The sequence below is a fragment of the Streptomyces sp. NPDC107522 genome (assembly GCF_055657525.1).
Map to the genome: position 1 here is coordinate 127,107 of NZ_JBVKAU010000001.1, position 13,489 is coordinate 140,595.

Sequence of the window (13,489 nt, forward strand, 5' to 3'; positions counted from 1 at the left end):
GAGGCCGGGTGTCGAGTCCGGTCGGGGTGTTGAGTGCGGCCGGGTGTCGGGTCCGGTCGGGGGTGTCCAGTGCGGCCAGGTGTCGAGTCGGGCCGGTGTGTTGGGTGCGGCCAGGTGTCGAGTCGGGCCGGTGTGTTGGGTGCGGCCAGGTGTCGAGTCCGGCCGGTGTGTCGAGTGCGGTGGGGGATGTCGGGTGCGGCCAGGGTGTCGGGTCCGGTTCTCACAGAGACGCGGCCGGCGCTCCGCCCGGAATCTCCCCGAGCGCGACCGGTCTGCGTTCGCGCCGCGACTGCTCGCACGCCTCCGCGATCCGCAACGCCTGCAGCGCCTCCCGCCCGTCGCAGGGGTTGGCCCGCTCTCCGCGCACCACCTCCACGAACGCGTTCAACTCCGCCTCGTACGCGGGCCCGAACCGCTCCAGGAACCCCGACCACGGCTTGTCCGCCGCGGGCGGCCCGGTCGGCTCGGTGGACGCGATCGGCGTACGGTCGTCCAGGCCGACCACGATCTGGTCCAGCTCCCCGGCCAGCTCCATGCGTACGTCGTACCCGGCGCCGTTCAGCCGCGTCGCCGTCGCCGTGGCGAGCGTTCCGCCGTCCAGCGTGAGCACCACCGCCGCCGTGTCGACGTCGCCCGCCTCACGGAACATCGAGGGACCGGCGTCCGAACCGGCCGCGTACACGTCGACGACCTCGCGCCCGGTCACCCAGCGCAGCACGTCGAAGTCGTGGATCAGCGTGTCCCGGTACAGCCCGCCGGACAGCGGCAGCCATTCGGCCGGCGGCGGTTCCTGGTCGCTGGTCACCGCCCGCACGGTGTGCAACCGCCCGAGCCGCCCGGACCGCACCGCCTCGCGCGCGCCCACGTACCCCGCGTCGAAGCGACGCTGGAAGCCCATCTGCAGAATCGTCCCGGCCGTCTCCACCTCGCCGATCGCCTGCAACGTGCCCGGCAGATCGAGCGCTATGGGCTTCTCGCAGAACACCGGAAGGCCGGACCGTGCTGCCCGACCGATCAGTTCGGCGTGGGCCGACGTCGCTGTGGTGATCACGACAGCGTCCACGCCCCACCGGAAGATCTCGTCCACGCCGGGCGCCGCCGTCTCGCCCAGCCGGTGTGCCAGCGCCTGGGCCCGGGTGGCATCCGCGTCCGTGAGGATCAGGGAGCCGACGTCGCGGTGACGGCTGAGCGTGTTGGCGTGGATCGTGCCGATGCGGCCCGTACCGATGACCCCGATGCGCATGGAAACAAAGTGGGGGTTCAGTGCGTAGGCTGTCAATGCGTATGTCCGGACAATCGAACTACACGACTTCCCGTCAACAACGCGTAGAGCTACGCTCGGCCCGTGCCGAAACCAGAAGTGGACCCGACCGTGGAACTCGAGCTCAGTGTGGACCGGAGCAGTCCGGTGCCGTTGTACTTCCAGCTGTCCCAGCAGCTCGAGGCCGCGATCGAGCACGGAGCGCTCACCCCCGGCAGCCTGCTGGGCAACGAGATCGAACTCGCCGCACGCCTCGGCCTGTCCCGGCCGACCGTCCGCCAGGCCATCCAGTCGCTGGTCGACAAGGGCCTGCTGGTGCGCCGCCGAGGCGTCGGGACGCAGGTCGTGCACAGCCAGGTCAAGCGGCCGCTGGAGCTCAGCAGCCTCTACGACGACCTGGAGTCGGCCGGCCAGCGCCCGGCGACCAAGGTGCTCGTCAACACCGTCGTCCCGGCGTCCGCCGAGGTCGCGGCGGCCCTCGGGGTGGCCGAGGACAGCGACGTGCACCGCATCGAGCGGCTGCGCCTCGCGCACGGTGAGCCGATGGCATACCTGTGCAACTTCCTGCCGCCCGCCCTGATCGACCTGGACACCGCACAGCTGGAGGCCACCGGCCTGTACCGGCTGATGCGCACCGCCGGAATCACCCTGCACAGCGCCCGCCAGACGATCGGCGCCCGCGCGGCCACCGCGGCGGAAGCCGAGCGCCTCGCGGAGGAGGAGGGTGCCCCCCTGCTCACCATGCAGCGGGTGACGTTCGACGACACGGGGCGGGCGGTGGAGTACGGCACGCATACGTACCGGCCGAGCCGCTACTCCTTCGAGTTCCAGCTGCTCGTACGGTCGTAAACTGACTGCCCGGTACGTTGCAATGTCAGGACAATTAGGTGTCCGTGGACTGCAACGCCGCTCAAGGGGCGCGGGGAACTGCGCGAGCAACCACAAACGGCCCGCAGACGGCGTATGACATGAACCACCCCATTGTTTCCCGGCACGGCACCCGTCTCGGCCGTGAGGCAGAATCGGGCCTGATGAGCACCTACCGCGACTTCACCGCCCCCATCGGCTCAAGGCGGGCCCCCGTGCTCCGCACCGTGGGCCCCAGAGAGCGCCGCTCACACCTGTCGGCACCCCGTGTGCCAACGGTCGGCATCGACATCGGCGGCACCAAGGTGATGGCGGGCGTCGTGGACGCCGACGGCAACATCCTGGAGAAGCTCCGCACGGAGACCCCGGACAAGTCCAAGAGCCCGAAGGTCGTCGAGGACACGATCGTCGAGCTGGTCCTGGACCTGTCCGACCGCCACGACGTGCACGCCGTCGGCATCGGCGCGGCCGGCTGGGTCGACGCCGACCGCAACCGCGTCCTGTTCGCGCCGCACCTGTCCTGGCGCAACGAACCCCTCCGGGACCGCATCGCCGGCCGCCTCGCGGTCCCCGTGCTGGTGGACAACGACGCGAACACCGCCGCTTGGGCCGAGTGGCGCTTCGGCGCCGGCCGCGGCGAGGACCACCTCGTCATGATCACGCTGGGCACCGGCATCGGCGGCGCGATCCTGGAGGACGGGCAGGTCAAGCGCGGCAAGTACGGCGTCGCTGGTGAGTTCGGCCACATGCAGGTGGTCCCTGGAGGCCACCGCTGCCCGTGCGGCAACCGCGGCTGCTGGGAGCAGTACAGCTCCGGGAACGCCCTGGTCAGGGAGGCGCGCGAGCTCGCGGCCGCCGACTCCCCGGTCGCGTACGGGATCATCGAGCACGTCAAGGGCAACATCGGCGACATCACCGGCCCGATGATCACGGAGCTGGCCCGCGAGGGCGACGCGATGTGCATCGAACTGCTGCAGGACATCGGCCAGTGGCTCGGCGTCGGCATCGCCAACCTCGCGGCCGCCCTGGACCCGTCCTGCTTCGTCATCGGCGGCGGTGTGTCGGCCGCCGACGACCTGCTGATCGGCCCCGCGCGGGACGCCTTCAAGCGCCACCTCACCGGCCGCGGCTACCGCCCCGAGGCCCGCATCGCCCGGGCCCAGCTCGGCCCCGAGGCCGGTATGGTCGGCGCCGCCGACCTGGCCCGTCTGGTCGCCCGCCGCTTCCGCCGCGCCAACCGGCGCCGCGTCGAGCGCTACGAGCGCTATGCGCGGTTCGCGGAGGCCCGCAGGTCGTCACAGGGGTCGGCGTGACCGTGACCGTACCCCGCCAGGCAGACTCCCCGGACGAGCCCCAGGAGCCGACCGAGGACCGTCGCCACATGATCCGCCGCAGGGCGCTCACCCTGCTCATCATCGTGCTGCTCATCGGCGTACCCGCCGGCTATCTGGTGATCTCCGCCAACCAGAGCCGCGACAGCGGCAAGGACAAGGAGGAGAAGTACTCGGCGACCGGCCTCACCGAGGGCTGGCCGTCGAGGGTCCAACGCCGTATCTACCAGGTGCCGATCCCGGTTCCCTCGTACAAGGTCGCGTACTACGAGACGAACAACTGGCGGACCAGCCGTCTCTACGTCCAGTTCGAGACCACGCCGGAGGGCCTGGACTCCTACCTGAAGTCCATGGGCCTGAGCCGGGACGACCTGAAGGCCGACGACATCACCATCAGCGCCCGCGACCAGAAGATCACCGGCTGGGACTTCAAGGGCCACGGTCCCTGGCACGGCCTCATCCACGAGCAGAAGAACCCGGCGCCCACGCACGACGTGGTCGTGAACACGTCCATCCCGGACAAGCCCTTCGTGTACGTGGTCTCGCGCACGGTCCCCTGACGAGCCCATGACGCACCCGGCCGGGGTCGGCCGCCGGAGCCGATTGTCAGACCCCGCCCGTAGAGTCGAAGACGGTTGATCCGACTCAGGGCGGGAGGTGACAGGACGTATGAGCGACAGGGCCGCGCACAGTGCTGGCACCGCGGTGGCCGAGCGCGCGGGGGAGGCCGTCCCCGTCCGGCTCGCGGCCGTCTTCCTGCCCGCGTCCCTCCCGCGCGACGGGCGGATGGCCTTCTGGGATCCGGAGGGCGGCCCACTGCCCGACGGGGACACGGAGCTCACTGTCGTACGACGGCACGGAGCCGGAGTCCGCCGCAGGACCACCCCCGCACTGTCGTTGCCGCTCGGCGAGGCGCTGCCGCTGCTCGTGCGCGCCCGGCGCGACCCGGCCGCCCACCCAGCCACCGCCTGCTGGGGCGCGGCCGCGCTGCACGCGCTGCGGCTCACGGCCCGCGGCCGGCTGCTGCCCGGCCTCACGCCCACCGGCCACGACGCCTGGCGGGCCGGCCCGCTCGACCCGGACGACATCGCGCACCTGCGAGCGGTCGCCGCGGCCCTGCCGTACGAGGGCCATGCGGTTCCGCTGACCGGTCCGGGCCCCCTGCGGCTGCCCGAGCCCGAGGCGCTGATGCGCAACTTCCTGGACGCCGTCGCGGACACCCTGCCCCGCACCCCAGCCGCTCCGCACGCCTCGGGGAAGCCCTTCGCCGCGCGCGAGGCCCAGCGCCTGCCCGACGCCCACGACTGGGCGGCCGAGGTCGCCGCCGGCATGGACGCGGGCGTGCGGATCTCGCTCCGCCTGGACCTGTCGGCGTACGACCTCTTCGACGAAAGCGGCGACGGCGTGCGCAGCGCCGGGGCGGCGATCGTCCAGGTGCACAGCCTCGCCGACCCCACTCTGGTGGCCGACGCGGCCGCCCTGTGGTCGGGTGAGGCGGACGCAGCGTTCGGGCCCCGTGCGCAGGTGGACGCGGCGCTGGCGGTGCGGCGTGCGGCCCGGGTGTGGGCCCCGCTGGACCGGCTGGCCGAGCAGGACGTGCCGGACGTGCTGGCCCTGTCCGACGAGGAGTTGGGCGACCTGCTGGGCGTCGCGGCGACCCGGCTCGCGGCGGCCGGGGTGGCGGTGCACTGGCCCAGGGACCTGGCGCAGGACCTCAGCGCGGCCGCCGTGGTGCGACCCGCGCCCGGCTCGGCGACCGACGGCACCGGTTTCTTCGAGAGCGAGGAACTGCTCCAGTTCCGCTGGCAGTTGGCGATCGGCGGCGACCCGCTCACCGAGGCCGAGATGGACGCGCTCGCCGAGGCGCACCGCCCGGTCGTCCGGCTGCGGGACCGGTGGGTGCTGGTCGACCCGGCCCTCGTCCGCAAGGCCCGCAAGCGCGAACTGGGCCTGCTCGACCCGGTCGACGCGCTGTCCGTCGCCCTGACCGGCAGCGCGGAGGTCGACGGCGAGACGGTCGAGGCGGTACCGGTCGGCGCCCTGGCCACCCTCCGCGACCGGCTGACAGCGGGGGTACGCCCAGCAGAGCCCCCGCCGGGGCTACAGGCGACGTTGAGGGACTACCAACTCCGCGGCCTCGCCTGGCTGGACCTCATGACCTCCCTGGGCCTCGGCGGCTGCCTCGCGGACGACATGGGGCTCGGCAAGACGATCACGGTCATCGCCCTGCACCTCAAGCGGGCCCGGACGGCCCCGACCCTCGTGGTCTGCCCGGCCTCGCTCCTCGGCAACTGGCAGCGGGAGATCACCCGTTTCGCGCCCGGCGTCCCCGTCCGCCGCTTCCACGGTCCGGACCGCACCCTGGAGGACATGGACGCCGGCTTCGTCCTCACCACGTACGGCACGATGCGATCGGCGGCACCGACGCTGGCCCAGCACACCTGGGGCATGGTCGTCGCCGACGAGGCCCAGCACGTCAAGAACCCGTACTCGGCGACGGCGAAGGCCCTGCGCACGATCCCGACGCCCGCGCGTGTGGCGTTGACCGGCACACCGGTCGAGAACAACCTCTCCGAGCTCTGGGCGCTGCTCGACTGGACGACACCGGGCCTGCTCGGCCCCTTGAAGTCGTTCCGCGCCCGGCACGCGCGCGCGGTGGAGAACGGCGAGGACGACGAGGCGGTGGACCGGCTGGCCCGCCTGGTCCGCCCCTTCCTGCTGCGCCGCAAGAAGTCCGACCCCGGGATCGTCCCGGAGCTGCCGCCCAAGACGGAGACGGACCACCCGGTCCCGCTCACCCGTGAACAGGCGGCGCTCTACGAGGCGGTGGTGCGTGAGTCGATGCTCGCCATCGAGACGGCGGAGGGCATGGCGCGCAGGGGCATGGTCCTGAAGCTCCTCACCTCCCTGAAGCAGATCTGCAACCACCCGGCGCTGTATTTGAAGGAGGACGCGGCGGCGGCCACCGACCGACTGGCCGCCCGCTCGGGCAAGTTGACGCTGCTGGACGAACTCCTGGACACGCTGCTGGCCGAGGACGGCTCGGCGTTGGTCTTCACGCAGTACGTGGGGATGGCCCGCCTGATCGCCTCCCACCTCGCCGCCCGTGCGGTTCCGGTGGACCTGCTGCACGGCGGCACGCCGGTCCCGGACCGCGAGCGCATGGTGGACCGCTTCCAGAGCGGCACCACGCCGGTCCTGGTCCTCTCCCTGAAGGCGGCCGGCACGGGGCTGAACCTGACCCGCGCGGGCCATGTCGTCCACTTCGACCGCTGGTGGAACCCGGCCGTGGAGGAACAGGCCACCGACCGCGCCTACCGCATCGGCCAGACCCAGCCCGTCCAGGTCCACCGCCTCATCACCGAGGGCACGGTCGAGGACCGCATCGCGGAGATGCTCGAGTCCAAACGGGCCCTGGCAGACGCGATCCTCGGCTCCGGCGAATCGGCCCTCACGGAACTGACGGACCGTGAGCTGTCCGACCTGGTGTCGTTGAGGAGGGAGCCATGACCGGGCCGGAGGAGCGGGGGAACGCGGCCGGTGGGGACGCGGAGGCGTTCGACGATGTGCCCACGCCGACTCCGGACGACCCGAGCCGACCCGGTGAGCCTCGACCGGCCGACGCGGCCCGCCGGGCCCTTCGGGCTGCGCGGGACCGGCGGGAAGGGGTGCCGGGAAGCGGCGTGAGTCCCGGGCGGGGGCCGGGAGACCCGGCGGGCCCTGTCTCTGAGCCCGACACGCCCGGGCAGGAGCAGCCACAGCAGGAGGAGACACCACCGGACGGGCCCACGCGCCCGGAGCCTCGACCGGCCGACGCGGCCCGGGCGGCACTGCGGCGCGCGGTGACCGCCAGGCGGGGTGAGCCGGCGGAGGCCGGGGATGGCCGCAGGGAGGCTGCGGGCTCCGAGGCCGGGTCGGCCGCATCGACTGTCGGCACGTCGACGGGTGGGGGCGGCGGGGAGCGGGAGGCGTCAGCCGGTGCTTCCCGTGCCTCCGGTGCAGAGGGTGACTCTGGTGGGTCGGGTGCCTACGTCGGGGAGCAGGGCTCGTCGGGCCGGGCGGCCGGTGGAGGGAAGGACCCGTCGGAAGGGGCTGCAGCGGCCGCCTCGGCGGTGCACGGTCCCGACGTGGCGCGACTCGGCGCCCGCCCCGGCGACGTCGTGCGCCAGGCGTTGCGGGCTGCCCGTGAGGAGGCGCGGCAGTCACGGGCGCACCAGACACGTGGGGGAGTTGAAGGCACGCCGGAGGCCGGGCGACCGGCGTCGGTCGGTTCCGGTGCCGACAGCGGCGTACGGCGACGCGCTGCCGATCTTCAGGTGCGTTCCGTGCGGGAGCTGATCGCGGGCGCGTTCCGGATGCCGGAGGACGACGCGCCGGATCGAGACGACCAGTCGACGCCTGCTCCATCTCAGCCGCGCCGGAACCCACCGTCGAGGCCCAGCTCGACCCCGCCCTCCCCAGCGCCTCCAGAACCCACCGCTTCCTCGGCGTTCCAGGGCACCGGCTCCTCGTCACTGGCGCGGCGTGCCTCCGCCATCTCGGGCTCGCCTTCCGAACTGACCTCAGCGTCGTCGGATTCCCGGGCGTCTTCGGCGGCCCGGGAGTCCGCGGGGTCCCCGGCACCCGCAGCGTCCGCGGACACCCACCCCACGCCCTCCGAGCCCACGCGCCCCGAACCCTCACCCGCGCCCCTCACCGACACAGGCCCCCCGACCACACCCCCACCCACGACTCCGCGCGTGCCCCGCTCCATGGCGGCCCCCGGGCGTGACGGTGAACTACGCCGCACTTTCCCGGCGTTCCCCATCGTGTCCCCGGGGCCCGGGGCGTCGGGCGACGCCCGGTTCGCGCGGACCTGGTGGGGGAACGCGTGGGTGAAGGCGCTCGAAGAGGGCGCCCTCGATCCCAAGCGGCTGGCCCGGGGACGCGGTTACGCGGAGCAGGGGCATGTCGATGCCATCACCGTGACGCCGGGGCTCGTCCTGGCGTATGTGCGGGGCAGCCGGCCGCGGCCGTACCGCGTGCAGGTGCGGTTGCGGACGCTGGACGACGCCGACTGGGCGCGGTTCCTGGACGCCGCGGCCGACAGGCCGGGACACATCGCCGCGTTGCTCGACAAGGAGATGCCCCAGTCGCTCGCCGACTGCGGCGTCCCCCTCCTGCCCGGCCCCGGCGACCTCGACCCGCACTGCAGCTGCCCCGACCGCGGCCACCCCTGCAAACACGCCGCCGCCCTCTGTTATCAGACCGCACGCCTGCTGGACGCCGACCCCTTCGTCCTGCTCCTGCTGCGTGGCCGAGGCGAACGCGAGCTGCTGGACGCCCTGTCCCGCCGCAACGCCGCTCGCGCCGCGCGCGCCGCCCAGGAACAGGAACCGGCGCCTCTTCCGGGCGTGCGGGCCACCGACGCCCTCGCGCCGCAGCGTCAACTCCCGCCGCTCCCCGCGCCGTTGCCCGTGCCCGCCCACCCCGAGCAGCCCCCGGTCTACCCGGCGGCGCCGGGCGGCCCCGACCCCTTCGCGCTGGACCAGTTGGCGACCGACGCCGCCGCCCGCGCCCACGCGCTGCTCAGCACGGGCCGCGACCCGGTCGCCGAACTGACCCTGTGGCAGGACGCGGTGCGGCTCGCCGCAGCCCGCCCCGGTTCCGGCCTCACCGCCGGCACCCGCGCCCTGTACGCCTCCCTCGCCTCCGCCGCCGACCGCACCCCGGCCGAACTGGCACGCGCGGTCGCCGCCTGGCGGCAGGGCGGCCCGGAGGGGCTCGCCGTCCTCGAAGAACCCTGGGACCCGCCGGCCGGCCGCTTCGACCGCGCCCGTCCCCTCCTCCTCGCCGCCGACCTCCCCGCCTTCCGCCCCTGGCGCAACCGCCTCACCCACCCCCGCGGCCATGTCCAGCTCCGCCTGGGCCGCGACGGCCTCTGGTACCCGTACGAATCGGAACCGGGCCACGACGACTGGTGGCCCCGCGGCACCCCCGACCTCGACCCGGTCGGCGCCCTCACCGGCCTCGGCGCCTCACCGGAAGGCTGACCCGGCCAGTCGCCGTGGCCGACCCCCACGGTGGCCGCCACCGGCGTCACACGAACAACCACACTGCCGCGAGGCCGCCGAGCGACACTGCAACTGGCCGAAGGGGAACGGTGGGAGAGGCCATGGCAACGGGGGAATGGGGTCCTGGACCCGGCTCGGGCCAACCGGGCGGCCAAGGACCGGGCGGTCAGGGCTGGGGCGCCCCGCACGGCCCGACGCCGGGTGGCCCCTACGGCCCGCCCGCAGCGAACGCGAGCCCGTATCCGCATCAGAACCCCTACCCGACCCCGAATGCGTACCCCTACGGCCCGCCGCCCTCGGCTCCCGTTCCCGTGCGGCGCCGCCACAGCCGCCTGTGGTTCTTCTCGGCGCCCTACCTCGCCGCCGCCATCCTCCGCTCCGCGCACCGCGTCGCCACCCGGCTGTTCGTGCCGAAGGGCCACGGCAGGATCGAGGACCGCACGGTGGACCGGGTCCAGGTCGCCCGCACGGTGCTCGGCGTCCTCGCCACCGTCGCGCTGGTCCTCGTCTACGGCGTCGAGCCGGACCGCTGGCAGGATGCGGGGACGAGCAGCGTCGCCAACCTGATCATCACCCCTGTCCTGCTGATCCTCGCCGGACTGCTGATGACGCTGGTCGTCATCGGAGGGGTCCTCTACGTGGCGGCCCAGAGCGCACTCGACGACCGGAGGGACTGGTTCGGCTATGCCATCGCCCTCGTGGCACTGGCCGTGATCCTGTGGGGGTTTCCCTTCTTCTCCATGGCGTCGCTGTACTCGGCCCGCAGCGCCTTCAACACCGCTCACGTCCACCCGACGCTGCCGCCCGTGATCACCGGAGTGCTCGTGTGGGTGCTCGCGATCTTCAATCTGATCGACAGCGGTATGCCGAAGGGCCCGCCGGTCTTCCAGTTCTGCTCCCTGCTGGGCGGCCCACTGTCGGTGACCGCCGTCTCGCCGTGGGAGATGCGGCGGATGCGCACCCGGTTCGGGGTCACCGTCCAGGGCTGAGCCGGACCGGCATCCCGTGAAGGCCGTGTGAGAGTTCGCCGCCGATCTGCGGGAGCCAGGTGTGAGGACCTGGGGCCCAGGGGTCCGGCGTTCGAACGGGGCGGTTAGCGTGGAGCGGTGAGTGAGACGAAGACCCCTGCCCTCCAGTACCGCTTCGACGGCCCGGAAGACGCCCCGGTCCTCATCCTCGGCCCCTCGCTCGGTACGACATGGCACATGTGGGACCGGCAGGTCCCCGAGCTGGCCCAGCAGTGGCGTGTCTTCCGGTTCGACCTGCCGGGACACGGCGGCGCGCCCGCGTACCCGGCGGGCTCCGTCGCCGACCTCGCCGAGCGGCTGCTCGCCACCCTCGACGGCCTCGGCGTGCAGCGCTTCGGCTACGCGGGCTGCGCGCTCGGCGGCGCCCTCGGCATCGAGCTGGCCCTGCGTCACCCCGAGCGCCTCGCCTCGCTCGCCCTGATCGCCGCCTCGCCCCGCTTCGGCACGGCCGACGAGTTCCGGCAGCGAGGTGTGATCGTGCGCACGAACGGCCTCGACCCCATCGCCCGCACCTCGCCCGACCGCTGGTTCACCTCCGGCTTCGCCGCCGCCCAGCCCGCGATCACCGAGTGGGCCGTGCAGATGGTGCGCACCACCGACCCCGGCTGCTACATCGCCGCCTGCGAGGCACTCGCCGCCTTCGACGTACGGCCCCAGCTGGGCGGCGTCACCGTGCCCACCCTCGTCCTCGTCGGCTCGGACGACCAGGTCACCGGCCCCGCCGAGGCCCGCACCCTGGTCGCCGGCATACCGGACGCCCGCCTCGCCGTCGTCCCCGGAGCCTCCCACCTCGTGCCGGTCGAACAGCCCGCCGCCGTCACCGACCTGCTGGTCCGGCACTTCTCCACCGCCTGGCAGCAGCCCGCCTACGACTCCACCACCGGCCAGATGGCCGCCATCCAGGCCGCCCCCGTCAAGCCGGTCCTCGCCGCGCCCCCGCAGCCCGCGCCGGTCGCCGAGATAGCCCCGGCCGCCGTGCTGGCGCAGCCGACGGGACGACGGGACCCGTACGACGCCGGGATCAAGGTCCGGCGCGAGGTGCTCGGCGACGCGCACGTCGACCGGGCGCTGGAGCAGGCGGACGAGTTCTCGGGGGACTTCCAGGAGTTCATCACCCGGTACGCCTGGGGCGAGATCTGGGACAGACCCGGCCTCGACCGGCGCTCCCGCAGCTGTGTCACTCTCACCGCCCTGGTCGCGGGCGGCCACATGGACGAACTCGCCTTCCACACCCGCGCGGCCCTGCGCAACGGCCTCACCCCGAACGAGATCAAGGAAGTGCTGCTGCAGGCGGCCGTCTACTGCGGCGTACCGGCGGCGAACAGCGCGTTCAAGGTCGCCCAGCAGGTCATAAGGGAGGAGACCACACTCCAGGAGTGAGCATCCGGGCGCTGCAGGAGTGAGCATCCGGAACGGGTGCTTGCCAGGATGGACCCATGAAGCTCACGAAGAAGTCGCACGCCTGCATCCGGCTGGAAAAGGACGGGCAGACGCTCGTCCTCGACCCGGGAGGATTCAGCGAGGAGGACGCCGCGCTCGGCGCGGATGCGATTCTCGTCACGCACGAGCACCCCGACCACTTCGACGAACTGCGCCTGCGCGCCGCCATGGAGAACAACCCGGCCGCCGAGATCTGGACCCTGGCATCGGTCGCCGAGAAGATCTCCTCCGCCTTCCCGGGCCGTGTGCACACCGTCGGCCACGGCGACACCTTCACGGCCGCCGGCTTCGACGTCCAGGTCCACGGCGAACTCCACGCGGTCATCCACCCGGACATCCCGCGCATCACCAACGTCGGTTACCTCATCGACGGAGGCAAGGTGTTCCACCCCGGCGACGCCCTCACCGTCCCCGACCACCCGGTGGAGACGCTGATGCTCCCGGTGATGGCCCCCTGGAACAAGATCGCGGAAGTCATCGACTACGTCCGCGAGATCAAGCCGCAGCGCGCCTACGACATCCACGACGCCCTGCTCACCGACCTGGCCCGCCCGATCTACGACCGCCAGATCGGCGGCCTGGGCGGCGCCGAGCACCTGCGCCTGACGCCGGGAGACTCGGCCCAGGTGTGAGCGGGCCCACCCCGGGCGGAACCGCATTGTCGTACCCGCCCGGTAGGTTGTTGGGCATGCGCATCGCCACCTGGAACGTGAACTCGATCACCGCCCGCCTGCCGAGGCTCCTGGCCTGGCTGGAGAGCAGCGGCACCGACGTGCTGTGCCTCCAGGAGGCCAAGGTCGCCGAGGACCAGTTCCCGTTCGACCCGCTGCGCGACCTCGGCTACGAGGCGGCGGTCCACGCCACCGGCCGGTGGAACGGCGTGGCGGTGCTCTCCCGCGTAGGCCTCAAGGAGGTCGTCAAGGGCCTGCCCGGCGATCCCGGTTACGACGGCGCCGTGGAGCCCCGCGCCATCTCCGCGACCTGCGGCCCGATCCGCGTCTGGTCGGTGTACGTGCCGAACGGCCGTGAGGTGGACCACCCCCACTACGCCTACAAACTCCAGTGGTTCGAGGCCCTCAAGGCCGCCGTCGCGGGCGACGCGGGCGGCAGCCGCCCGTTCGCGGTGCTGGGCGACTACAACGTGGCCCCGACGGACGACGACGTCTACGACGTGGCCGCCTTCGAGGGCCTCACCCACGTCACCCCCGCCGAGCGCGCCGCCCTCACCGCCCTGCGCGAGTCCGGCCTGTCCGACGTGGTCCCGCGCCCCCTCAAGTACGACCACCCCTACACCTACTGGGACTACCGCCAGCTCTGCTTCCCCAAGAACCGCGGCATGCGCATCGACCTGGTGTACGGCAACGAGCCGTTCGCCAAGTCGGTCACCGACGCCTACGTGGACCGCGAGGAGCGCAAGGGCAAGGGCGCGTCGGACCACGCGCCGGTGGTCGTGGATCTCGACGTGTAGAGAAGCCTCCCAGCCCGTCTGGGGGCGGCAGCCCCCAGGCG

10 protein-coding genes are annotated in these 13,489 nt (G+C 72.9%); 9 read left to right on the plus strand and 1 reads right to left on the minus strand.

Going from position 1 to position 13,489, the window contains the following annotated elements; all coding sequences use genetic code 11:
* Positions 1-220: 220 nt before the first annotated feature.
* On the minus strand, positions 221-1,243 hold the full coding sequence (locus ACZ7L6_RS00555) for a Gfo/Idh/MocA family protein (RefSeq protein ID WP_471919737.1): 1,023 nt from the start codon (positions 1,241-1,243) through the stop codon (positions 221-223).
* 129 nt (positions 1,244-1,372) lie between these two features.
* Between ACZ7L6_RS00555 and ACZ7L6_RS00560 the strand changes: the two genes are divergently transcribed.
* The 9 genes from ACZ7L6_RS00560 to ACZ7L6_RS00600 all read left to right on the plus strand — a co-directional run bounded on the left by ACZ7L6_RS00560 (position 1,373) and on the right by ACZ7L6_RS00600 (position 13,448).
* On the plus strand, positions 1,373-2,110 hold the full coding sequence (locus tag ACZ7L6_RS00560; protein ID WP_471920573.1) for a GntR family transcriptional regulator: 738 nt from the start codon (positions 1,373-1,375) through the stop codon (positions 2,108-2,110).
* A gap of 182 nt (positions 2,111-2,292) precedes the next feature.
* Positions 2,293-3,441 (plus strand): ROK family glucokinase, encoded by a 1,149-nt coding sequence (locus tag ACZ7L6_RS00565; protein WP_433050426.1) that lies wholly within the window; start codon positions 2,293-2,295, stop codon positions 3,439-3,441.
* Positions 3,438-4,019: a sugar kinase gene (locus tag ACZ7L6_RS00570; RefSeq protein WP_471919738.1), complete on the plus strand. Its 582-nt coding sequence runs from the start codon at positions 3,438-3,440 to the stop codon at positions 4,017-4,019. Before ACZ7L6_RS00565 ends, ACZ7L6_RS00570 begins: the two co-directional genes overlap by 4 nt.
* Before the next feature lie 109 nt (positions 4,020-4,128).
* Positions 4,129-6,969, plus strand: a complete 2,841-nt coding sequence (locus ACZ7L6_RS00575; RefSeq protein ID WP_471919739.1) for an SNF2-related protein — start codon at positions 4,129-4,131, stop codon at positions 6,967-6,969.
* 320 nt (positions 6,970-7,289) lie between these two features.
* A complete protein-coding gene (locus ACZ7L6_RS00580; protein ID WP_471920574.1) occupies positions 7,290-9,491 on the plus strand; it encodes an SWIM zinc finger family protein in 2,202 nt (733 codons plus the stop codon).
* Positions 9,492-9,613: 122 nt separating this feature from the next.
* The gene (locus ACZ7L6_RS00585) at positions 9,614-10,501 is read left to right on the plus strand and encodes a hypothetical protein (protein WP_471919740.1); all 888 of its coding nucleotides are present in this window, start codon (positions 9,614-9,616) and stop codon (positions 10,499-10,501) included.
* Between the two features lie 117 nt (positions 10,502-10,618).
* Positions 10,619-11,920, plus strand: coding sequence for a bifunctional 3-oxoadipate enol-lactonase/4-carboxymuconolactone decarboxylase PcaDC (pcaDC, locus tag ACZ7L6_RS00590; RefSeq protein WP_471919741.1), 1,302 nt, complete (start codon positions 10,619-10,621; stop codon positions 11,918-11,920).
* Between the two features lie 56 nt (positions 11,921-11,976).
* A complete protein-coding gene (locus ACZ7L6_RS00595; protein WP_471919742.1) occupies positions 11,977-12,612 on the plus strand; it encodes an MBL fold metallo-hydrolase in 636 nt (211 codons plus the stop codon).
* Positions 12,613-12,668: 56 nt separating this feature from the next.
* Positions 12,669-13,448 carry an exodeoxyribonuclease III gene (locus tag ACZ7L6_RS00600; protein WP_471919743.1) on the plus strand — a complete coding sequence of 260 codons (780 nt, stop codon included), beginning with the start codon at positions 12,669-12,671 and terminating at the stop codon, positions 13,446-13,448.
* Positions 13,449-13,489: the final 41 nt, after the last annotated feature.